This window comes from Saccharomonospora sp. CUA-673 (assembly GCF_001942305.1).
GTDB lineage: Bacteria > Actinomycetota > Actinomycetes > Mycobacteriales > Pseudonocardiaceae > Prauserella.
The window spans coordinates 111672-134204 of record NZ_MKKE01000004.1; the positions used below are offsets into that span (position 1 = coordinate 111672).

17 protein-coding genes and 1 pseudogene are annotated in these 22533 nt (G+C 71.0%); 7 read left to right on the forward strand and 11 right to left on the reverse strand.

The genetic code is table 11. The annotated features are described in order from the left end of the window. Positions 1 to 9: 9 nt before the first annotated feature. Together BJF85_RS02805 and BJF85_RS02810 are read right to left on the reverse strand one after the other, a co-directional pair. On the reverse strand, positions 10 to 1182 hold the full coding sequence (locus BJF85_RS02805; protein ID WP_075845623.1) for an acetoin utilization protein AcuC: 1173 nt from the start codon (positions 1180 to 1182) through the stop codon (positions 10 to 12). A gap of 108 nt (positions 1183 to 1290) precedes the next feature. Beyond that, a complete protein-coding gene (locus BJF85_RS02810) occupies positions 1291 to 2298 on the reverse strand; it encodes a sulfurtransferase (protein ID WP_083665863.1) in 1008 nt (335 codons plus the stop codon). A 248-nt stretch (positions 2299 to 2546) separates the two neighbouring features. Between BJF85_RS02810 and BJF85_RS02815 the strand changes: the two genes are divergently transcribed. The 3 genes and pseudogenes from BJF85_RS02815 (at position 2547) to galE (ending at position 5473) form a co-directional block, all read left to right on the forward strand. Next, complete coding sequence (locus tag BJF85_RS02815; protein WP_075845624.1) at positions 2547 to 3239, forward strand: metal-dependent transcriptional regulator; 693 nt, start codon at positions 2547 to 2549, stop codon at positions 3237 to 3239. Beyond that, positions 3236 to 4416 (forward strand): annotated as a pseudogene (galK, locus tag BJF85_RS02820) (galactokinase). Before BJF85_RS02815 ends, galK begins: the two are co-directional and overlap by 4 nt. 67 nt (positions 4417 to 4483) lie before the next feature. After that, the gene (gene galE, locus BJF85_RS02825; RefSeq protein ID WP_075845648.1) at positions 4484 to 5473 is read left to right on the forward strand and encodes a UDP-glucose 4-epimerase GalE; all 990 of its coding nucleotides are present in this window, start codon (positions 4484 to 4486) and stop codon (positions 5471 to 5473) included. On the opposite strand, the gene BJF85_RS29520 is transcribed toward galE, so the two are convergent. The 3 genes from BJF85_RS29520 to BJF85_RS02840 form a co-directional block, all read right to left on the reverse strand. Beyond that, a complete protein-coding gene (locus BJF85_RS29520) occupies positions 5451 to 5819 on the reverse strand; it encodes a DUF4192 domain-containing protein (protein ID WP_255375345.1) in 369 nt (122 codons plus the stop codon). The genes galE and BJF85_RS29520 overlap by 23 nt on opposite strands. Then, positions 5816 to 6661, reverse strand: coding sequence for a DUF4192 domain-containing protein (locus BJF85_RS29525; RefSeq protein WP_075845626.1), 846 nt, complete (start codon positions 6659 to 6661; stop codon positions 5816 to 5818). Before BJF85_RS29525 ends, BJF85_RS29520 begins: the two co-directional genes overlap by 4 nt. Before the next feature lie 208 nt (positions 6662 to 6869). Beyond that, positions 6870 to 8633, reverse strand: a complete 1764-nt coding sequence (locus tag BJF85_RS02840; protein WP_075845649.1) for a Xaa-Pro dipeptidyl-peptidase — start codon at positions 8631 to 8633, stop codon at positions 6870 to 6872. A gap of 250 nt (positions 8634 to 8883) precedes the next feature. On the opposite strand from BJF85_RS02840, the gene BJF85_RS02845 reads away from it, so the two are divergent. Next, complete coding sequence (locus tag BJF85_RS02845) at positions 8884 to 10944, forward strand: prolyl oligopeptidase family protein (protein ID WP_075845627.1); 2061 nt, start codon at positions 8884 to 8886, stop codon at positions 10942 to 10944. A 130-nt stretch (positions 10945 to 11074) separates the two neighbouring features. Here BJF85_RS02845 and BJF85_RS02850 read toward each other — a convergent pair whose 3' ends face one another. The 4 genes from BJF85_RS02850 to BJF85_RS02865 all read right to left on the reverse strand — a co-directional run bounded on the left by BJF85_RS02850 (position 11075) and on the right by BJF85_RS02865 (position 16129). Then, on the reverse strand, positions 11075 to 11446 hold the full coding sequence (locus BJF85_RS02850) for a hypothetical protein (protein ID WP_075845628.1): 372 nt from the start codon (positions 11444 to 11446) through the stop codon (positions 11075 to 11077). A 632-nt stretch (positions 11447 to 12078) separates the two neighbouring features. Then, positions 12079 to 14943 carry a vitamin B12-dependent ribonucleotide reductase gene (locus tag BJF85_RS02855; RefSeq protein ID WP_075845629.1) on the reverse strand — a complete coding sequence of 955 codons (2865 nt, stop codon included), beginning with the start codon at positions 14941 to 14943 and terminating at the stop codon, positions 12079 to 12081. 79 nt (positions 14944 to 15022) lie between these two features. Further along, the gene (gene nrdR, locus BJF85_RS02860; protein ID WP_075845630.1) at positions 15023 to 15484 is read right to left on the reverse strand and encodes a transcriptional regulator NrdR; all 462 of its coding nucleotides are present in this window, start codon (positions 15482 to 15484) and stop codon (positions 15023 to 15025) included. 369 nt (positions 15485 to 15853) lie between these two features. After that, complete coding sequence (locus BJF85_RS02865; RefSeq protein ID WP_083665866.1) at positions 15854 to 16129, reverse strand: LysM peptidoglycan-binding domain-containing protein; 276 nt, start codon at positions 16127 to 16129, stop codon at positions 15854 to 15856. 711 nt (positions 16130 to 16840) lie between these two features. Here BJF85_RS02865 and lexA point away from each other — a divergent pair. Continuing rightward, complete coding sequence (gene lexA, locus BJF85_RS02870; RefSeq protein WP_075845631.1) at positions 16841 to 17548, forward strand: transcriptional repressor LexA; 708 nt, start codon at positions 16841 to 16843, stop codon at positions 17546 to 17548. A 19-nt stretch (positions 17549 to 17567) separates the two neighbouring features. Here lexA and BJF85_RS02875 read toward each other — a convergent pair whose 3' ends face one another. Together BJF85_RS02875 and hflX are read right to left on the reverse strand one after the other, a co-directional pair. Next, on the reverse strand, positions 17568 to 18716 hold the full coding sequence (locus tag BJF85_RS02875) for an esterase-like activity of phytase family protein (protein WP_255375346.1): 1149 nt from the start codon (positions 18714 to 18716) through the stop codon (positions 17568 to 17570). 5 nt (positions 18717 to 18721) lie between these two features. Beyond that, entirely contained in the window at positions 18722 to 20131 is a 1410-nt protein-coding gene (hflX, locus tag BJF85_RS02880) for a GTPase HflX (RefSeq protein WP_075845652.1), read from the reverse strand. Between the two features lie 459 nt (positions 20132 to 20590). Between hflX and BJF85_RS02885 the strand changes: the two genes are divergently transcribed. Next, entirely contained in the window at positions 20591 to 21430 is an 840-nt protein-coding gene (locus BJF85_RS02885) for an urea carboxylase-associated family protein (RefSeq protein ID WP_369822053.1), read from the forward strand. A 115-nt stretch (positions 21431 to 21545) separates the two neighbouring features. Beyond that, positions 21546 to 22511: an SGNH/GDSL hydrolase family protein gene (locus tag BJF85_RS02890; protein ID WP_075845632.1), complete on the forward strand. Its 966-nt coding sequence runs from the start codon at positions 21546 to 21548 to the stop codon at positions 22509 to 22511. The last annotated feature ends 22 nt before the right edge of the window (positions 22512 to 22533 follow it).

Sequence of the window (22533 nt, forward strand, 5' to 3'; positions counted from 1 at the left end):
TCCCCTCACTCAATCCCGCGGGTCGTCGGGATCCAGCCCGTGCAACGGGAACACGGCGCGACGGGTGTCGCGTACGGCGATGTCGACGGCGTCGTCCATGCCGTCGCCCCACGGCGAGTACCCGGTGTCCCCGCCGTCGGACATCGTCGGCGGAAGCTCGGCGGACGGCGCGACGTCACGCACCATGTCCGTCCACTCCGCGGGCAGCGGGGTGTCGGGGTCGATGTCCCGGTCCAGCACGGTCGCCATCAGGTGCGTCCACGACCGCGGCACCACCCGCAGCAGCTGGTAGCCGCCACCGCCGACGGCGAGCCACCGCCCGTCGGTGTGCCGGTCGGCCAGTGCGCGCAGTTCACGGTAGATGGCCCGATGCCCGTCGACGCTCAACGACAGATCGGCCAACGGGTCCTCCTCGTGGGAGTCGACCCCGCACTGCGTGACGAGGATCTGCGGCCGGAACTCCGTCAGCAGCGACGGCACGACCGCGTGGAAGGCGCGCAGCCAGCCGGCGTCCTTCGTCGAGGGCGGCAGCGGCACGTTCACGGCACTACCCTCGGCCCCCTCGGCGCCCACCTCGGCCGAGTACCCCGTGCCGGGAAAGAGCGTGAACGGATGCTGGTGCAGCGACACCGTCAGCACCCGAGGGTCCCCGGCGAACGCCGCCTGGACGCCGTCGCCGTGGTGAACGTCGGTGTCGACGTAGGCGATGCGGTCGTATCCCTGGTCGAGCAGCCACGAGATCGCGACCGAGCAGTCGTTGTAGACGCAGAACCCGGCCGCCCGGTCGCGCATCGCATGATGGTGCCCGCCGGCGATATTGACCGCCCGCAGCGCCTTGCCCTCCGCGATACACCGCGCACCCACCAGGGTCGAGCCGACGACGAGCGAGGCCGCGTCGTGCATGTCGGCGAAGATCGGGTTGTCGTCGGTGCCCAGACCGTGCCCCACGTCCCAGCCCGCCATCGGCGCCGCGCGGACCGATTCGAGGTACTCCGCCGAATGCGCCCGGTAGAGGTCGACGGCGCCCGCCGGCTCCGGGGCCAGCACCGGCGCGTCGTCGAGGACCCCCAACGCCGTGGCCAGCCGCATCGTCAGCTGCAACCGCACCGGGTTGAACGGATGTCCTTCGCCCAGGTCGTAGGCGAGCAGCGCGGAGTCCCAGACGACGGCGGAGGGAGACATGGCCAGAGAATACGTGCTCGGCGCCGCTCCGCAGTGATCTTCGTGGGTGAGCTTGTCGGGCCGGGTTGGTCGGCGCGGGCTGTCGGGCGGGACTCGGTGGGCGGCGTCTCAGCCAGCGTCGTCGCCGGTGGCCGCCGGGCGGGCGGGGTCGGCCGACCAGTTCGACCACGACCCGGCGTACAGGGCGGCCGGCCGGGACAGCCCGGCACGGTGCAGCGCGAGCACGACCGAGCTCGCCGTGATCCCCGAACCGCAGTACACCCCGACCTCCGGCGCGGCGGCCGTGGCCCTGTCGCCGGCGCCGGTCTCGGCCTCGGTGTCGGTGAACCGGGTGATGCCCAGCGCGGCGAAGTGCTCGCGGAGCTGCTCGGGCGGCAGCCAGCGCCCGTCGGCGTCGGTGTTCGCGGCGAACGGTGCGTTGCGGGCGCCGGGAACGTGTCCGCCGCGCGGGTCGACCGGTTCGTGCTCGCCGGTGTAGCGCTCGGGGGCGCGGGCGTCGAGCAGCACACCCTCGCGCGCGAGGGCGGCCGCCTCGTCGGCGTCGAGCACGGGCATGCCACCGGGGCGCACCGTGACATCGCCCTCGGCGGGCTGTGGCGTCTCCGTGGTGACCGGCCTGCCCTCGGCCTGCCAGGCGGCGAACCCGCCGTCGAGGACGGCGACCCGCTCGTGCCCCGCCCAGCGCAGCAGCCACCAGGCCCGCGCGGCGACCGAGGAGTCGGCGTCGTCGTAGACGACCACCGGGCGGTCCGCGCGCATGCCGGCGGCGCGCAGCACCCGCTGCAGGTCCGCCGGTTCGGGGAGCGGATGCCTGCCCTCCGGGCCGGGTCGGCCGGCGAGTTCGGTGTCGATGTCGACGAACACGGCGCCGGGCACGTGCCCCTCGCGGTACGACTCGATGCCGGGCGGGCCGAGCAGCCGCCACCGCACGTCCAGCACCACGGGACGACCGGTCGTGTCGTGTTCGGCGCCGTCCAGCACCGCGGCCAGCTCCGCGACGGTGACGACCGAAGCGTCGGCAGCCTCGACAACAGCGGCAGCAGCGGAGGTCGATTCGCCGATTTCGGTGGTTCCGCCGGGTTCGCCGGCATGGCGGGATGCGCTGTACTCGGGCATACTGTCGGCCCTCCGTGACGTTCCTTACCTGGGAGCGGTGTCACCGCGGTAACGCCGTCAACCCTATGCCCAACCGCGGTCGCGGCGCCGGGACCGCGCACGGGAGTTCGCGGAAGGTCCGCCGCAGTTCACACCGGTGGCCATGCGCCACGGCGGCACCCGGCGTGGACCTCCACCCGGTGCGTGACGGCTGCCTGTTCCGTCACCGGGAGCGACTACCATGAGTTTGGCGAACAAAGGGGACAGGCGTGAACGATCTCATCGACACCACCGAGATGTACTTGCGCACCATCTTCGAGCTCGAAGAGGAAGGTGTCACGCCGCTGCGCGCGCGGATCGCGGAGCGGCTCGAGCAGAGCGGGCCGACGGTCAGCCAGACCGTGGCGCGCATGGAGCGGGACGGCCTGGTCGTCGTCGCGGACGACCGGCATCTGCAGCTGACCGAGCACGGCCGGGAGCTGGCGATCGCGGTGATGCGTAAGCACCGGCTCGCCGAGCGCCTGCTCGTCGACGTCATCGGCCTGGAGTGGGAGCACGTCCACTCCGAGGCGTGCCGCTGGGAGCACGTGATGAGCGAGGCGGTGGAGCGCAAGCTGGTCGCGCTGCTGGACCACCCGACGACGTCGCCGTACGGCAACCCGATCCCGGGCCTGGACAAGCTGGGCGACGGCGGGCAGCCCGCGCCGCCGGCCGAATCGGATCTCGTGCGGCTCGACGACGTGGCCCGCGCGGGCGGCGGCAAGGTCGAGATCCGCCGCATCGCCGAGCACGTGCAGAGCGACGAGGCGCTGATGTCGCAGCTCAAGGCGGTCGGCATCGTGCCGGGGCAGACCGTGCACGTCGGCAAGAACGCGGGCACCTCCGTCGAGGTGTCCGACGACGCCTCGACCGGGACGGTCACCACGAGCGTCCTGCACGCGGTCCTGGCTCAGACGCGGTGACGGGCGAACGTCCTTCGGAGATCGCTGCCGGCGCCTTCCGGTCCGTCCACGGCGGGCCGCCGGTCGGCGTGTGGTCGGCACCCGGTCGGGTCAATCTCATCGGCGAGCACACCGATTACAACGACGGGTTCGTGCTGCCGTTCGCGCTGCCGCATCGCCTGGCCGCGGCCGCCGCTCCCCGCGACGACCGCATGCTCGGCGTCGCGACCGTCGGTGACGACGGCCGGGTGCACGTCGAGGAGCCGATCGGTCTCGACGAGCTCAAGCCCGGCAACCCCGAGGACTGGGCCGCCTACCCGGCGGGCGTCGCGTGGGTGTTGCGCGAGCAGGGCGTGCTCGACCACGGCGCCGATCTCGTGATCGCCGGTGACGTGCCGACGGGTGCGGGGCTGTCGTCGTCGGCCGCCCTCGAATGCGCTCGGCCATGGCGCTGCTGGGCCTCGGCGGTGAGGACGACCAGGACGCCGCTCGTCGTGCGGAGCTCGCCCGTTGGTGCCAACGGGCGGAGAACGAGTTCGTCGGCGTGCCCACGGGCGTGCTCGACCAGACCGCGTCGATGTGCTGCGTCGACGGCCACGTGCTGTTCCTCGACGTGCGTTCGGGCCGGACCGAACAGGTGCCGTTCAACGCCGCCGGCGCCGGGCTGTCGGTGCTGGTCATCGACACGCGCGTCAAGCACTCTCTGGGCGACTCCGGCTACGGCGACCGACGGCAGAGCACCGAGCGGGCGGCACATGTGCTCGGCCTCGACGCCCTGCGCGATGTCGCCCCCGACACCCTCGACGACGCCCTCGGCCGACTTCCCGACGACCTCGTCCCGCTGGTGCGCCACGTCGTCACCGAGAACGAGCGGGTCCTCGAATCGGTCGAGCACCTGCGCCACGGCAGGATCGCCGACATCGGACCGGTCCTGGACGCCTCGCACGTGAGCATGCGCGACGACTACCGCATCTCCTGCCCGGAGCTCGACCTCGCCGTGGACACGGCCCGCACCGCCGGGGCGCTCGGCGCCCGTATGACCGGTGGCGGGTTCGGCGGCTCGGCGATCGCACTCGTGCGCGAGTCCGACCGCCGCACCGTCGAGACGGCCGTGACGACCGCGTTCGAGGCCGCCGGCTACCGCGCTCCCCGGCTGTTCGTCGCCGTCCCGTCCGCGGGTGCGGGCCGCGACGCCTGACCGGTTCGGGGTGCGGCACACTGTCCCCGCCACACGCGCTACCCGTCCGATCAGGAAGGCCCTGAGCATGACCGACACGGCCACGTCCCCCGCACCCATGAAGCTGGTCGTCACCGGCGGCGCCGGTTACGTCGGCAGTGTGTGCGCCGCCCGCCTCGTCGAGGCCGGGCACGACGTCACCGTCGTCGACGACCTCTCGACGGGCCACGCCGACGCGGTGCCCGACGGGGTGCGGTTCGTGCAGGGCGACGCCGCGGAGGTCGCGGAGACGCTCCTGAGCCAGGGATTCGACGGTGTGCTGCACTTCGCCGCGAAGTCACTGGTCGGCGAGTCCATGCAAGACCCGGGGCTCTACTGGCGGGGCAACGTCCTCACCTCCCTCCGGCTGCTCGAGGCGATGCGCAAGCACAACACCCCGCGCCTGGTGTTCTCGTCCACGGCCGCGACCTACGGCGAACCGGACGTCAGCCCGATCCCCGAGACGGCCCCGACCGGTCCGACGAACACCTACGGCGCCACCAAGTTGGCGATCGACTATGCGATCACCAGTTACGCCCGCGCCCACGGCCTCGCGGCGACGAGCCTGCGCTACTTCAACGTCGCCGGCGCCTACGGCCCCTACGGCGAGCGGCACGCCACCGAGACGCACCTGATCCCGATCGTGCTGCAGGTCGCCACGGGCGACCGCGAGCAGGTGCAGATCTACGGCGAGGACTACCCCACCGCCGACGGCACGGCCGTACGCGATTACATCCACGTCAGCGACCTGGCCGATGCGCACCTGCTTGCGCTCGAGCACGCCACGGCGGGTACGCACGAGATCTACAACCTCGGCAACGGCACCGGGTTCTCGGTACGCGAGGTGATCGACGCCTGCCGTGCGGTGACCGGGCACGAGATCCCCGCCGCCGTCGCACCGCGTCGTTCCGGCGACCCGGCCGTGCTGGTGGCGTCGGCGGAGAAGGCGCGCGCCGAGCTCGGCTGGAAGCCCCGGCACACCGATCTGCAGGGCATCGTGTCGGACGCCTGGCGGTTCACGCAGGACCGCCGCGCGTAGCGTCGTCGCCACCCGACGCGGTTCCCAGCAGGTCGGGCGCCGCGTAGGACTGCGCCAACCCGGCCAGCTGTTCCGGCGGCATGCCGCGCGCCACCACCTGTTCGAGCAGTGTCGCCAGCAGATGCCCGGGATCGGCCTGGCGCGCCTTCGCGACGGCCATGCTCGCCAACGCCCCTTCCCCGCGAAGGTACGCCGAGTAGGCCAGCAACGCCGCCGGCTCGGCCCGTTCCGGGTCCGGGGTCGCCCGCACCAGCACCCGCCACAGCCGTTCCGCGGCCAACGCGCGCGGCGTACCGGCCGGCCACGCCTCGCCCAGGCACATGTCACGCACGTCGTGCCGGCTCACGCCCGCGCCAGATCCACGACCTGCTGATCGGACAGGACACACGCCGCCGATTCGCGCAGGCCCCTGCGGAACCGGCCGAGTGCGTCCCGCACGACCCCGACGGCCTCGACGATCCGCTCGGCGCCGACGTCGTCGGTCCCGGACCTGCCGTCGCCGCGCTCCACCTCGTCGCGGGACGCGGCGAGCTCCAACAGCGCCGATCTGCGCATCAGCAGTTCGGGGTCGTCGGACTCGAGGCTGCGTTCCATCGCCTCACGGCTGGGATAGGTGATGTGACCGGCATGCGCGCTGGCGGCGGCCAGGGTGGACGCCCACGGATCGGGCACCACGCCGTCGCGGTCCGCGGGACCGGACCCCGCTGAATCGGACCTCGCGTAATCGCACCACGGCGCGCCCTTGGTGATCTCGGGTGTCCACAGTGCACGGGCGATGGGCACGCCGACCGCGGTCAGCAACGACGCGAGCTCGGTCATCAGGGCCTGGTGCGCCGGCCCGCCACCGGGCTCGGCCACGCCGCCGACGATCACGACGGTCACGGCGGTGGCTTCCGCCAACGACGGACGCAGCGTCGCCTCGAGGTCGGCCCGCAACTCGACGACCATGTCCTCGGGCGGGATGTCCATGCGCAGGACATGGCCGACGTCGGCCCGGTCCGCACCGGGGCCACGGGCCGAGGGTGACCTGCCGGCATGGGCGACGAGGACGACCGAGTCTCGGGGATGGAACCCCAGGAGGTACGGCACCGCGGCGATGATCTCGCCCGGGCCGCGCAACGTGATCGTGGTGCGGGGCGTGGGCGGTGGGAAGGAGGTGGACGGCTGGGAGGTCGACGAAGTGGTCATGCCTCCACGATGGGGCCGAACCGGGGCCGTGGGCGGGGGCAGGCGAAATCTGTGGATGCCGGGATCCGATGTGGACAACTCGCCCGGTGATACCGGCGGCGGCACGGCGGTGTCGGTGGTGGGCGGTACGATGCCGCGCCGCGCACGGACACCGCACCACCCACATCACCGACCCGCCGCACCGACCGCACCACCGACACCCGGCGGGTCAGCCGCCGACGCGCACGGCCTCCGCTCCGCCGACGACCGGGACGGTCACCGAGGAGTGCTTCACGTTCATCGCGATCCCGGCCCCGGGCTCGGGTCGCAGTGTGAAGTCGTGATCGCTCGACAACGCGACGAACTCGAGCCGGTGGCCGGCCTGCAGGATGTAGTCCTGCGGCTGCAGGTCGAACGAGAGCCGGTAGTCCTTGCCCGGCCGGATCGGTGTCGTCTCCGCCCGGTCATGCCGATTCTGCGGATCGGCGTGCCCACGGGTGATGACGTGTGCGGTGCCGTCGGGCGCACGGTCCACGAGCACGCCCGTCACGTTCGCCGCGGGCCGGTCGAACGCCACCCGCAGGTCCACCGACGGGGTTCCGCTCAGGCGCACGGCATCGGCGGCGGGCTCGGTGGCGTAGCGCAGGCGATGCGGTGAGGCGTCGGCGTCGACGAGGTCCTCGACCTTCTCCGTGGCGTCGTCGGTCAGCGACTCGACCACCGGACGTCCGGGCGCGTGCCCGCCGGGGGTGAGTCCGCCGACGCCCTCGCCGCCGGGCCGCGGGTGCAGCGTGACGTCGGCGGCACCCGGCGCCGGCCAGTCGGCCTCGTCGTGCCAGGTCTCGTCCTCGCGCTGGATCGTGGCACGCGGTTCGCGGTCGATCCCGTTGTCGATGCCGTACAGGTAGTGCGAGAACCAGCGGTTCAGGGTCTGCAGCCAGGCGTCCCGGTGCACCCGGTACGGGTCGGTGTGGTCGAACTGGTGCAGCCAGATCTTGCGGTCGACGCCGTGCTCGGCGAGCGCCTCGTACCACTGCGCGGTCTGCGCGACCTTGACGTTCCAGTCGTCGAGGCCGTGCACCGCCAGCACCGACGCCCGCACGTTCTCCGCCTTGTCCAGGTACGAACGCTCCTGCCAGAACTCGCTGTCGTCACCGGTGATCCGGTCCTGCCGTTCGGCGAGCTCGTCGATCACGGGACGGCAGATCTCGCGGTCCTGCCGCGTGTAGACGTACTCGGCGAGCACGTCGGCGTCCTCGCCCTGGTAACCGCCGGGCGCGACGACCGTACCGTTCTCCCGGTAGTAGCCGTACCACTCGGAGATGGCCGCGATGGGCACGATCGTCTCCAACCCCTCGACGCCGGTGCCGGCCACGGCGTTGGGCAGGGTGCCGTTGTAGGACACGCCCATCATCGCGGTCTTCCCGGTGGTCCAGTCGGCCTCGATCGCCTCGCCCGACTCGGTGCGCGCGTCGGCGCGTCCATTCAGCCAGTCCACAACGGACTTCGCGCCGATCGTCTCGTTCTCGCCGCCGGTGGTGGGACATCCGGTCGACCCGCCCGTGCCGAGCGAGTCCGCGTACACCACGGCGAACCCCCGCGCGAGCAGGTACTCCTCGTACACGGTGCTCATCTGGGCGCGCGGGACGTACAGCTCGACGTCGACGTTGTGGTTCTCCACCTCGTTGCCGCCCGCGAAGTACGGACTCGCGGTGTAGACCACCGGGACGTCGAGTCCGTGCTCGGTGGCCTTCGGGCGGACGACCTGGACATGGACCTCGTCGTCGGCGCCGTCGCCGTCGCTGTCGACCGGGGCGCGCACCCACAGTTCGTCGCGTACGACGTCGGACGGGTCGAACACCGGCTGTGCCGCACCGCCCTCGAACACGGGCCGGTCGACGGGACTCGCCTGGACGGCCGGTGCCGTCAACGGCACCGCGACGACCGCGGCCAGGAGTGGAGCGAGGACGGGAACGAGACGCCTGGATCTCAACGCGAACACCTCGATGGATCGTGGGACGGGACACGGCCGAACGAACCCTGGCCTGCGAACGCGTCGACTTTTCCCGGATCCGCCCGAGGTGTCAAGAACGGGCGTTGTCCCTGATATGACAGGAAAATGACCGACGAACGTCGCGATCCGAACGGACGTATCCCCGCACCGGCGGTCGGCCCACGACCGGGGGACGCGCCGCCGCGCCCGTTCCCGGCCGCGGACCGGCCGGCGCTGGCACACTGGCGACATGACCGACCCAGCTCCCGGCAGCACCACGCGCGAGAACCCGGCCGCGGACGACCCGCATCTGTGGCTCGAGGACGTCACGGGCGACGACGCACTCGAGTGGGTGCACGCCCGCAACGCAGAGACGACCGCGACCTACACCGAACGGCCGCGGTTCCTCGCCCTGCGCGACGAGATCCGCGAGGCGCTCGACGCCGACGACCGGATCCCCTACGTGCGCCGGCGCGGCGAGTACCTCTACAACTTCTGGCGCGACGCACAGCACCCGCGCGGCCTGTGGCGCCGCACCACACTCGCCGAGTACCGCACGGCCACCCCCGACTGGGACGTGCTGATCGACGTGGACGCGCTCGCCGAGGCCGAGGACGAGAACTGGGTCTGGCAGGGTGCCGCGGTGCTGCGGCCCGAGCTCGACCGCTGCCTCGTCGAACTGTCCCGCGGGGGCGCCGACGCCACCGTGGTGCGCGAGTTCGACCTGCGGCGCCGCGAGTTCGTCGCCGACGGCTTCGGCCTCCCGGAGGCCAAGAGCTCCGTGAGCTGGATCGACGCCGACCACATCTACGTCGGCACCGACACCGGCGAGGGCTCGCTCACCGACTCGGGATATCCGCGCGTGGTGCAGCGCTGGCGCCGCGGCACGCCGCTGGCCGAGGCCGAGACCGTCTTCGAGGGCAAACCCGACGACGTGTCGGTGCGCGCGTTCCACGATCCGACCGAGGGCTGGGAACGCGATTTCGTCCGCCGGAACATCGAGTTCTACCGCAGCGAGCTGTACCTGCTGTCCGGCGGCAGGCTGACCCGTGTCGACGTGCCCGACGACGCGGTCGCGTCGGTGCACCGCGAGTGGCTGCTGGTGCGCACCCGCACTCCGTGGGGCGAGCATCCCGCCGGAGCGCTGCTCGCCGCCCGGTTCGACGAGTTCATGGCCGGCGACCGCACGATGACGGTGTTGTTCGAACCGGACGCCCACACCTCGCTCGACTACTACGCCTGGACCCGCCACCACCTGATCCTCGGCACGCTCCACGACGTGAAGACCCGACTGCGGGTGCTGACCCCCGACGGCGACACCTGGCGCGACGAACCCCTCGCCGGTCTGCCCGACGTGGGCACCGTCGACCTCGTCGACACCGAACCGGACGCCGACGACGAGTTCCTGCTCGAGGTGACCGGCTTCACCCAGCCGTCGTCGCTCGTGCGCGGCATCGTCGACGCCGCCGGTGGCGGCGAGCGGGAGCCGCTCAAGCAGGCGCCCGCACGCTTCGACGCCGACGGGCTGACCACCGAGCAGCATTTCGCCGTGTCAGCCGATGGCACGCGCATCCCCTACTTCGTGGTCCGCCGGGCCGGAGCAGAGCCGGGACCGACGCTGCTCGGCGGCTACGGCGGCTTCGAGGTGTCGCAGACGCCCTACTACAGCGCCGTGATCGGCCGGGCATGGCTGGCGCGCGGAGGAACGTACGTGCTGGCCAACATCCGCGGTGGCGGCGAGTACGGCCCGGACTGGCACAACCAGGCGATCAAGGAGCACCGCCATCGCGTGTACGAGGACTTCGCCGCCGTGGCGCGCGATCTGTCCGAACGCGACATCACCACCCCGGCCCGCCTCGGCATCCAGGGCGGCAGCAACGGCGGCCTGCTGATGGGCGTGATGCTCACCCGCTACCCCGAGCTGTTCGGAGCGATCGTGTGCCAGGTGCCGCTGCTCGACATGCGGCGCTACCACCTGCTGCTCGCGGGCGCGTCGTGGATGGCCGAGTACGGCGACCCGGACGACCCCGAGCAGTGGTCCTACATCGGCGCCTACTCGCCGTACCACCACGTCCGGAGCGGGCAGCCGTATCCGCCGCTGCTGATGCTCACCTCCACCCGGGACGACCGCGTGCACCCGGGTCACGCCCGCAAGATGGTCGCCCGTCTGCTCGCCGAGGGCTACTCCCCCGACGACGTCCGCTACTACGAGAACGTCGAAGGGGGCCACGGCGGCGCGGCCGACAACGCCCAGCTCGCCTTCAAGTCCGCACTCGCCTACGAGTTCCTGTGGGAACGCCTCGGCGGCTGACGGCACCGACACCCGGGCACCGACGACACGGACACGGGCCGGGGACCACGCTGGTGGCTCCCGGCCCGTGTCACGTCGGGGTTCTCGTTATGTGTGCACTCTGCGGGTGTCCTGCATCCGCTACGTCGGGTCAGGACGCCGACGAGCCGATCAGCTCCTGGGCCCGCTCCTCGAGGTCGCGCGCGATCTCCTCGGCCTCGTCGTACCGGTCGGGGAAGGCCGACCGCTGCACGGCCTGCGCGACCTCACCGGCGGTGAAGTCCGGGTTGTCCGCGTCGATGTCGATGGCCCCAGGCGTCCTGTCGGACGGGTTCCCGTGCAGGAAGTCGTACGTCGCCAGTTCGGGGTCGCCGGCGTTGACCCAGCCGAAGTCGGGCCGCTGCTGGAAGACACCGATCGACGACTTGTCGCCGCAGTCGAGGTCGTTGGCGCGCGATTCGACCCAGGCCGCCTCGTAGGTGGCCAGGCGCACCTTGTCCGTGGCGTCCTCCTCGTCGAGCACCGTCTCGATGGTGACGAGGACGTCGTCGTCGCGTCCGGCGGGATCTCACAGTTCATGTGCACCGAGCCCTCGGTCGCCGGCACGTGCGTACCCGGCGCCAACAGGGCCTCGTAGTCGGTGGTGCCGTGGCCGGTGCCCTCGCCGGCCGCCGCCGGTGCCGCCATGCCCAGCGTCATGCCCAACACAGCCAGACCGGCGAGCAGCCCGGTTGTCCGTTTTCTCATGCCGTCCCTTCCATAGGTGGGGTTGTCCTACGAGCAGGTGAAGTGACGTGCTCGAGCCCCGCCATCGGTGGTCACTCCGTGGAGTCGTCAACCGCCGATGCCGTGACCGCCCTCACGCTATGGGCGACCGACCCCCGACGAATACACACGAAAGTTCCTTACCCGCAGAAGCCGCACCGGGAAAAACTCACCCGAATGGGCAGGTATTGCACCCGTTCGAGCCCGGTTTCGGTCCGCTTGTCGGGATCCCGCCGGACGGCGTGGACCACCGGGCCGTGTACCCGTGCGCCCGTACGCGCACCGCCCCGAGACAACGAAACGCGGGCAGGGGATCGCATGTCGATCCCCTGCCCGCGTTCGGGTCGGGCGCGGTTCCGGTCGGACCGTCACCGGCTCAGCTCAAGCGACTCAGCTGCAGCCCGAGGTCGCACCGCAGCCTTCGCAGGCGTAGCACGAACCGGCGGGACGCATCTTCGTTCCGCAGGTCATGCACAGCGGAGCGTCGGCGGCCTTGCCGAGTTGCAGTTCCACGAGCTCGGTCGTGGTGTGCGCCGTACCGTCGTTCGTCTCCGACTGCCGCGCCGGAGCGGGCGTGTCGGCCGTCGTCGCCGATCCGGAGTCGACCGTGCTGCGCAGCGCGTCGAGGTCGACACCATCGCCCTGCGTCGCGACGTCGGATCCGCCGCCGTTGTAGTCGGACTCGACCTGGGCCGACCGCTCGTCGGCGGTGAAGATGCCCAGCTGGGCCCGCTTCTCGTACGGCAGGTAGTCCAGCGCGAGCCTGCGGAACAGGTAGTCCAGCACGCTGGTGGCCATCCGCACGTCCGGGTCGTCGGTCATGCCCGCCGGCTCGAAGCGCAGGTTCTGGAACTTCTGCACGTAGAACTCGAGCGGAATGCCGTACTGCAGACCCACCGAGATCGACATCGAGAAGGCGTCCATGACGCCGGCGAGCGTCGAGCCCTGCTTGCCGAGCTTGACGAACATCTCGCCGAGGCCGTCGTCCGGGTAGGACCCGGCAGTCAGGTAACCCTCGGCGCCGGCGACCGTGAACGACACGGTCTGGCTCGGACGCTTCTTCGGCAGACGCTTGCGCACCGGCCGGTACTCGATGACCTTCTCCGGCTCGGCCTCGGCCTTCTCGTTCTTGCCGGAGGACAGCGGCTGGCCCACCTTGCAGTTGTCGCGGTAGATCGCGAGCGCCTTCAGACCGAGCTTCCAGCCCTCGAAGTAGATCTCCTCGACGTCCTCGATCGTCGCCGACTCCGGCATGTTGACGGTCTTGGAGATGGCGCCGGAGATGAACGGCTGCACCGCGGCCATCATGCGCACGTGGCCCATGGGCGCGATCGAACGCTCGCCGACCGCGCAGTCGAACACCTCGTAGTGCTCGGTCCGCAGGCCCGGCGCGTCGATGACGTGCCCGTTCTGTGCGATGTAGTCGACGATCGCCTCGACCTGCTCCTCCTGGTAGCCCAGGGCACGCAGGGCGCGCGGGATGGCGTTGTTGACGATCTGCATCGAGCCGCCGCCGACGAGCTTCTTGAACTTCACCAGCGAGAAATCCGGCTCGATGCCAGTCGTGTCGCAGTCCATCATGAAGCCGATGGTGCCGGTCGGGGCGAGCACGCTGGCCTGCGCGTTGCGCCAGCCGGAGCGCTCACCGATCTCGATGGTGCGCTTCCACTCGTCCGTCGCCAGTGCACGCACGTTGGCGTCGTTCTCGTGGAGGGTGCGCACCAGCTCGTTGGCCGCGGCGTGCTTGCGCATGACCCGCTTGTGGCCGTCGGCGTTGCGGGCGTAGCCCTCGTACGGGCCGACGACGCCGGCGAGCTCGGCCGAGCGGCGGTAGGACACCGCCGTCATGAGCGAGGTGATCGACGCGGCGAGCGCGCGGCCGCCGTCGGAGTCGTAGGCGTGACCCGTGGCCATCAGCAGGGCGCCGAGGTTGGCGTAGCCGATGCCCAGCTGGCGATACTTGCGGGTGGTCTCGCCGATCGTCTCGGTCGGGAAGTCCGCGAAGCAGATCGAGATGTCCATCGCGGTGATGACGACCTCGACGGCCTTGGCGAACAGCTTCGCGTCGAACGAGCCGTCGTCGGACAGGAACTTCAGCAGGTTCAGCGACGCCAGGTTGCAGCTCGAGTTGTCGAGGTGCATGTACTCCGAGCACGGGTTGGACGCGGTGATCCGGCCGGACTCGGGGCAGGTGTGCCAGTCGTTGATGGTGTCGTCGTACTGCATGCCCGGGTCGGCGCACTCCCAGGCGGCCTTGGCCATCTTACGGAACAGCGGCTTGGCGTCGGTCCGCTCGATGACCTCGCCGGTGGTGCGGGCGCGCAGGCCGAAGTCGTCGCCGGATTCGACGGCGCGCATGAATTCGTCGGACACGCGCACCGAGTTGTTCGCGTTCTGGTACTGCACCGAGGCGATGTCGGCGCCGCCGAGGTCCATGTCGAAGCCGCCGTCGCGGAGCACGCGGATCTTGTGCTCCTCCTTGGCCTTCGTCTCGATGAACTCCTCGACGTCCGGGTGGTCGACGTCGAGAACGACCATCTTCGCGGCCCGGCGCGTCGCACCGCCGGACTTGATGGTGCCCGCGGAGGCGTCGGCGCCGCGCATGAACGACACCGGGCCGGAGGCGGTGCCGCCGGAGGAGAGCAGTTCCTTCGACGAGCGGATGCGGGACAGGTTCAGGCCCGCACCGGAACCGCCCTTGAAGATGCGGCCCTCTTCCTTGTACCAGTCGAGGATCGACTCCATCGTGTCGTCGACCGAGAGGATGAAGCACGCCGAGACCTGCTGCTTCGACGAGGTGCCCACGTTGAACCAGACCGGCGAGTTGAAGCTGAACACCTGGTTCAGCAGCATCCAGGTCAGCTCGTGTTCGAAGATCTCCGCGTCGGTCTGCGACGCGAAGTAGCCGTTCTCCGTGCCGGATGCGACGTAGGTCTTCACGACCCGGTCGATCAGCTGCTTGAGGCTGCCTTCCCGCTCGGGGCTGCCGACGGCGCCCCGGAAGTACTTGCTGGTGACGATGTTCGTGGCGTTGATCGACCAGGTCTCGGGGAACTCCACGCCCCGCTGCTCGAAGTTCACCGTCCCGTCCCGCCAGTTGGTCATGACGACGTCGCGCTTCTCCCACGCGACCTCGTCATACGGGTGAACCCCCTCGGTCGTGAACACGCGCTCGACCTTCAGCCCCTTGCGCGCGCCACTGCCTGACCGCTTCTTCGCTGTCTTGGCGGCCTCGGCCCCGACCGTTTCTGTCATGACTCCCACTCCCGCGATTGACACCAAGCGGCGACGTCAGTCGTCGTCCGCGTTCTTCCCGCTGACCGGCTGAGACGACTCAGTCGATCGAATCCGCAATCGCCTGACGCAGGTCCGTGATCTCCTTCTCGAAGTCCTCGATGGAGGAGAACGCGCGGTACACGCTCGCGAAGCGCAGATATGCCACAGCGTCCAGTTCCTGCAACGGACCGAGGATCGCCAGTCCGACCTCGTGGCTCGGAATCTCCGCCACACCGGCCGCCCGCACCGACTCCTCGACGCGCTGCGCGAGCTGCTGCAACGCATCGTCGTCGACGGGCCGGCCCTGGCAGGCCCGGCGCACTCCCCGAACCACCTTGTCCCTGCTGAACTGTTCCGTGACCCCGGACCGTTTGACGACGGCGAGCACCATCGACTCCGAGGTCGTGAACCGGCGACCGCACTTCGAGCACGAACGCCGGCGCCGGATCGCCTGTCCTTCGTCCACCTCACGAGAGTCGACGACGCGGGACTCGGCATGCCTGCAGAACGGACACCGCATGACCGAACACCTCCCCTTCCCCGTTTCGACACCGTGATCGCGACATATCCACAGCCAGTACCGACACCCGGCCGACTCAACCGACTCGAACGGGCCCCGATTGACTCGATCGGTGCTCGATCACCCGGCCTCGCGACTGGTGATCAACGTGTGGATACCCGGTGGGTGAAGTCCAGCGAACTGTGGATAACTCTGACGAGTGTACCCCAACTTGTGGACCAACTACAGCCGTGTAACTACTAGATGTGGGGGTTGACCTTAAGAGCGGACCCAGGCGTCGCGCAAGCTGACACAGCCCTCCGACACGTGATCACCGACATAGCTCACCGCTACGGGGGAGCTTTTCGTCCGCCGCGGGCAGTGCGGGACTCACGGCTCGGCGGGAACGACGAGCGGCATGCCCGCCGCCACCCCGCCACCGGTCATATTGTTCAGCTCCTGGATCTTCGCCACGACGGCTGACGGCTCCGCATCGGGCGCGGTGCGCGCGGCGACGTCCCACAGCGACTCGCCCACGCCGACGGACACGACCGCCGTGCCGGACGGGATCCCCGCGTCGCCGACACCCGCGCCGGCGAGCGCGTTCGCCGTGAGGCCCACGCCGAGCACCCCCAGGAACACCGCGAGCGCGATCGCCGCCAGCACCAGGACCTCCCGACCGCGGGACGCCGAACGCCACGCACGAGGCGGTGTCACACGCGCGGGCGCGCACGGCCGCATCCGAAGGCGCCCACCCGGTGGCGCCGGATACGCCCGATTGGGTGGACGTCGCACCTCGCCGACCCGAACGAGTCGAACCCGGTCAACCCGGCCAACCCGGTCGCCCCCGGCCGGATCGGCCGGGGCGCGCCGGTGGGCACCCGGAAGTGCCGCCGGTGCGGCCTCCGCGCGTGCGGGCCCGACTCGGCCCTGACGCCTCTGCGGCAGCTGTTCTCGCTGCTCACGGCCTTCTGGGACGTCCCCCTGCGGGACGGTCCGCTGCAGTACCATCGACATGGCCACCTCCTCGAACATGCGGTCGATCGAACGGCTGTACGATGTGTACCACCCGGGTCCGACAAAATCGAGAGCGTCACGGCGTGTCGTCGAACAAACGTTTGAGATTGGCCGGCGAGCAGGCTAGCGTCGGGGGTATACGGCGAGCCACACGGCCCTCACGGCCCGTGCCACGCGGCGCCGGGGTCCGGATGCGCCACCCGGGGCGCAGCCGGAACACGGCGACCCGAGGACCCGAGCACCGATGCAGCGGTTCAGCACCGCATCGGCATCGGTGCACCGGTCGCGACGGTCGCGACAGAAGCAAGAGCGACGACACAGCCGGACGGGTCGAACCGTCCACAACTGGGAGGCGACACGGTGGCACCCACGACGCACGACGAGACCGGTGACAGGCGCAGCCCCGCCGGTGGCACCATCCACGACCTTCCGGAGGTCAGCGACGAGACGCTGACCCCGCGGCAGCAGCGCATCCTCGCGGTCATCCGCTGGTGGGTCGACCGCTACGGCTACCCGCCCAGCGTGCGCGAGATCGGCGAGGCCGTGGGGCTCACCTCCACATCGTCGGTCTCGTACCAGCTGCAGACCCTGCAGCGGAAGGGCTTCCTGCGGCGCGACCCGAACCGGCCGCGTGCCGTGGGCATGTTGACCTCCGACGCGATCTCCAAGGTCTCCCCGGCCGACGACCGGCCGACGCCGGCGTTCGTGCCGATCCTCGGCCGCATCGCCGCCGGCGGCCCCGTCCTGGCCGAGCAGGCGATCGAGGACGTCTTCCCCCTGCCGAAGGAACTCGTCGGCGAAGGCGCGCTGTTCCTGCTCAGCGTCACCGGCGACTCGATGGTCGACGCGGCGATCACCGACGGCGACTGGGTCGTGGTGCGCCAGCAGGAAGACGCGGAGAACGGCGAGATCGTGGCCGCGATGATCGACGGCGAGGCGACCGTCAAGACGTTCAAGCGCAAGGACGGCCACATCTGGCTGATGCCGCACAACGACGCCTACGAACCCATCCCGGGTGACGACGCGCAGGTCCTGGGCAAGGTGGTCGCCGTCCTGCGCCGCCTCTGACCGAGCGTCGCCACCGCCGTCAGGTCCGCCTGCGGCGGACGAGGCCGACCGTGGCCGCGGCCGCGACGCCGATCGCGGCCGCCAGGGCGGCCCACGTCCCGGCGCCGAGGCCGGCCGCGTCGTCGGGCTCGGCCCCCTCGTCGGGAACGGCGCCGTCGGATCCCGTGTTCTCGTGCGCCGGACCGGAGGGGCCCGGGGACGCGGTCTCGCTCGACGGTTCGGCCCGTTCGGCATCAGTGACCAAGGACGTCGCCCGCGGGACGACGCGGACGTCGGTGCCGACGCCCTCGCTCATGGACACCAGCGTTCCGTCCGGCTGGAACGCGATCGCCTCGCCCTGCGGTTCGTCCGGCAGCGGCACCCGCACGGGCTCACCACCCGGCGCCGCACCGGTCAGCGCCCTGACGAGGTCCCCGTCGTCGGGCACGGCGTAGAGGTAGGCGTCGGTGTACGTGCGCAATGCGATGACCCGGCCGTCGTGGCTGACGGCACCACCGGTGATGAGCAGTGCCCCCATGGCGCCGACCGGGCCGCCGGGTGTGCCCGTCGGGCGCATCTGTACGTCCCCGACCCGCTCGAGGGGAGTCGGCCCGGGGCTGCGCATGGTCTCGGCGGGGCGGTAGATCCCGGAGCGGCCGGTGAAGCTCTTCGTCACGATGTGCGGCGTCCCGTCCCGGTCCAGCAGCAACGCCTCCGCGTCGTGCGCACCGTCCGGATAGGTGAGCCGGTACAGCGTCGACGGCTCACCGGGCCGCAGCTCGTGCATCGCGACCGTGTCCCGTGCGCCGCGGTTGTCGCCGATGTCGGCCAACCAGAACGTGCCGTCGGCCGTCCGGCCCAGGTCCTCGACGTCGTACGGGACCGCGGGGTCGACGAGCACGTCCCGCAGCCCGCACCCGTGGTCGAGCTCGTACAACCGCAGGTCGTCGCCGCCGTCGTTGACCGCGTACCACCGGTCGTCGTCGGCGACCAGGCCCGACACCTCGTCGAGCACCGGGTCCGACAACGCGCACTGCGTCTGCGGACCCGGCGGATCAGCAGGCGCGGCCGGAGCAGGCGCCGGCGCGGCGGGCGCGGGTACCGCCCCCGCCGTGCCGGCGACACCGAACAGACCGGTGCCAGCCGTCAACAGGCAGGCGGCCGCGACCGCCGTCCACCGGAACCGCACCGCGGTCAGCGCACCGGGTCGCCGGCCGGTTCGGCGCTCATCCGGTAGGGCTGCAACGCACCCGCGAGGTCGGCGTGGACCCGGGCACAGAGTCGCGTGCCGTCGGCCGTGTGCTCCTCGGTGAGGATCTCGCCGTCGGCGTGCGCCCGCGCGACGAGCTCGCCGCGCGCGTACGGCACCAGCACGTCCACGAGGGTGTCCGGCCGGGGCAGCCGGTCGGCGAGGGCCGCGATCAGCTTCTCGACGCCGGCACCGGAATGCGCGGACACCACGTGTGCGTCGGGCAGCAGGTGCCGCAGGCGGGCCAACGACACCTCGCCGGCCGCATCCGACTTGTTGATCACGATCAGCTCGGGCACCACCGTGTCGGAACGCTTGCTGCCGATCTCGGCGAGCACCTCGCGCACGGCCTGCACCTGCTCCTCCGGGGCGGGGTCCGAGCCGTCGACGACGTGCAACAGCAGGTCGGCGTCCGCGGTCTCGTCGAGAGTGGAACGGAACGCGTCGACGAGCTGGTGCGGCAGGTGCCGGACGAATCCGACGGTGTCGGTCAGGGTGTAGGCCCGGCCGTCCGGGGTCACCGCACGGCGCGTCGTCGGGTCGAGCGTGGCGAACAACGCGTCCTCGACGAGCACACCGGCGTCGGTGATCGCGTTGAGCAGGCTCGACTTGCCGGCGTTGGTGTAACCGACGATCGCCACGCTCGGCACGTCGTTGGCCTTGCGCCGACCTCGCTTGGTCTCGCGAATCGTGTCCATCGCCGCGATCTCCCGCCGCAACTTGGCCACGCGCTTGCCGATCCGCCTGCGATCGATCTCCAGCTTGGTTTCACCCGGACCACGCAGGCCCACACCGCCGTTGCTGCCGGCCCTGCCACCGGCCTGCCGGGACAGCGATTCACCCCAGCCGCGCAACCGCGGGATGAGGTACTGCAGCTGGGCCAGCTCGACCTGTGCCTTGCCCTCCTTCGAACGGGCATGCTGGGCGAAGATGTCGAGGATCAGCGCGGTCCGGTCGACAACCTTGACCTTCAGCTTGTCCTCGAGCTGCCGCAACTGGCCGGGCGAGAGCTCACCGTCGCAGACGACGGTGTCCGCACCGCTCGACACGACGATGTCGAACAGTTCGCGCACCTTGCCCGAGCCGATGTACGTGGCCGGGTCGGGCCGGCTGCGGCGCTGGACCACGCCTTCGAGCACGGTCGACCCTGCGGTCTCGGCCAGCCGGGCGAGTTCTTCGAGCGAGGCCTCCGACTGCGCGGCGGTGCCTTCGGTCCACACGCCCACGAGTACGACACGCTCGAGCCGCAGCTGCCGGTTCTCGACCTCGGTGATGTCCGACAGCTCGGTGGAGAGCCCGGCGACCCGGCGCAGTGATGCGCGGGCCTCGAGCTCGAGCTCGCCGGTCGACGGCAGCTCGCCCGGCCTGCGGGGGGCCGCTCCGTCGAGGACCGTGCTGTCAACCGACTCTGCGGAAAGGTCCGCCTGCGACGTCAGGACGTCGCCGCGTTCGGGGTTACTCACAAGCCTCCAGGTCCGGTATCGGGTGAGCGCGTCCTCGCGCTCACCCCCATCGTCCCACGAGTCGTGGGATTCTCCGACCGGATTACCCGCTCGGCGGCTACCCGGGGGGTCGTTCGCGCCGGTACACGCCTTACCGGTGTCAACCCGTCGACCACCGCCCGTATTCCCCGGTTACGCGGAGTCACCGGGAAGTCACCGCCGGGCCCCACATCACCCGACAGCAACAGCAGCCGCGCGGATGCTGCAGAGCCGACCAGGGCCGTGGTTCCCTCGTCGATCCAGGCCATCGGGACCGACGATCCGCCCGAGGGCTCCTGAGACCTGCCGGATCCCGCGGATGAGGAGGACACGATGGTGGAGGCGGCCTACCAGGGCAGCGCGTTGGAGGTCGACCGCGCGTTCTACGGCGCGATCGCCGAGGGCGGGCGCGAACTCGTCGACCGGTTCGAGATCCCGATCCGCGCGGGCCGGGCGTGGGAGGTGCCCGCCGGGCACGTGTGCCGGCTCGTCACCGTCGACGGCCCACAGGTGGGCGACCTGAACGTATGGAACCGGCACAACCCGCGCGAACGCCTGTGGGCCTCGCGCACCCGCCAACTCCAGCGGGCGCATGTGTCCACATTCGACAGACTGTGGTCGACGTTGCCGTATCTGCGGCCGCTGCTGACCTTCACGTCCGACACCCTCGCCGACTACGGTCCGGACGCCGACGGCGGCCGCGTGCACGATCTGCTCGGCACGCGTTGCGATCCGTACGTCAATCGCATGCTCACCGGTGAGGACTTCGACTATCACTGCCATTCGAACCTCGTGCGCGCGGTCGCGCCGTACGGACTGACCGAGTTCGACGTCCACGACGTGCTCAACGTGTTCCAATGCACCGGGCTCACCGCCGACGACCGCTACTTCATGAAGACCTGCCCCGCCGCGCCCGGCGACCACCTCGAGTTCTTCGCCGAGCTCGACCTGTTGTGCGCGTTGTCGACCTGTCCCGGCGGCGACCTGTCCGTACCGCTGTGGGGGCCCGCGCCCGCGACCCGATCGACGTCTGCCGTCCGATCGGCGTCGAGGTGTACCGCGTCGACGGGTCGTTGTTGTCCGACTGGCGCTCGCCCGAGGTCGCCGCCTACGCGGGAGGGCACGCCCTCCGCCCCGTCCCCTGGGCATCCCGTGGCTGATCGCTGCGCGTGAGGGCGGTGTCCCCCGATCGCGCGCCGATGCGACCCGTTCGCTCACTGTTGTCATCTGATCACGGTCGGTAGGACAGAGGGGACGGACGTTCACGTGGCATCGATCGGGGATCCTCATGCGAGCACGGCGCGTGCTGACGACATTCGGAGCGCTCGGGGCGGCGGCGATCCTGGCCTTCACGACCCTGACGGCGACCACGGCACCGGCCGCAGCGGCCGAACCGGCTGCGCAGGCCGAACCCGCGGCTCCTGTCGAGCAGGGCGAGCCGCGGTTCGGGCACTACGTCGCGCTCGGCGATTCCTACACGTCGGGCCCGCTCATCCCGCTGCCCAAGCTGACCGCGCCCCTGGGCTGCGTGCGGTCGACGGCCAACTATCCGACCGTGCTGCAGTCGACGCTGCGCGCCGAGTCGTTCGACGACGTCAGCTGCGGCGGCGCCGAGACCACCCACATGACCGAACCGCAGCGCACCGCGCTCGGCACGAACGCGCCCCAGCTGGACACGCTCCGGCCCGACACCGACCTGGTGACCGTCGGCATCGGCGGCAACGACGAGGGCGTGTTCGGCTCGATGGTCGGCACGTGCCCGGGCCTGCGCGCGCTCGACCCCACCGGGACGCCGTGCCGCGACCACTTCACCGATCCCGACGGCACCGACCGGCTCGTCGAGGCCGTCGGACGCACCGAGGGGCGGATCGCCGCGGTGCTCGACGAGGTCGTGGCGCGCAGCCCGGAGGCGACGGTGCTCGTCGTCGGCTACCCGCGCATCACCCCGCCGCCCGCGAGCGCCCTGACCTGCCCGAAGGTGCTCCCGTTCGCCGACGGCGACCTCGCGTGGGCCCACGACGTCGAGACCGCACTCAGCGGCGCGGTACGCGGCGCCGCCGAGACCGTGGCCGCCGCCGGCCACGACGTGTCCTATGTGGACATGCACGGCCCGTCGGAGGGGCACGACGCCTGCGCCGGGTCCGACGCGTGGATCCAGGGCAAGCTCACGAACCCGCTCGTGGCGATGTCGTACCACCCCAACGCCGCCGGCATGCGCGGCGTCGCCGCCGAACTCCGCACCGCCCTCGACTGAGAGCCCCCCAAGGTCTGTGTGT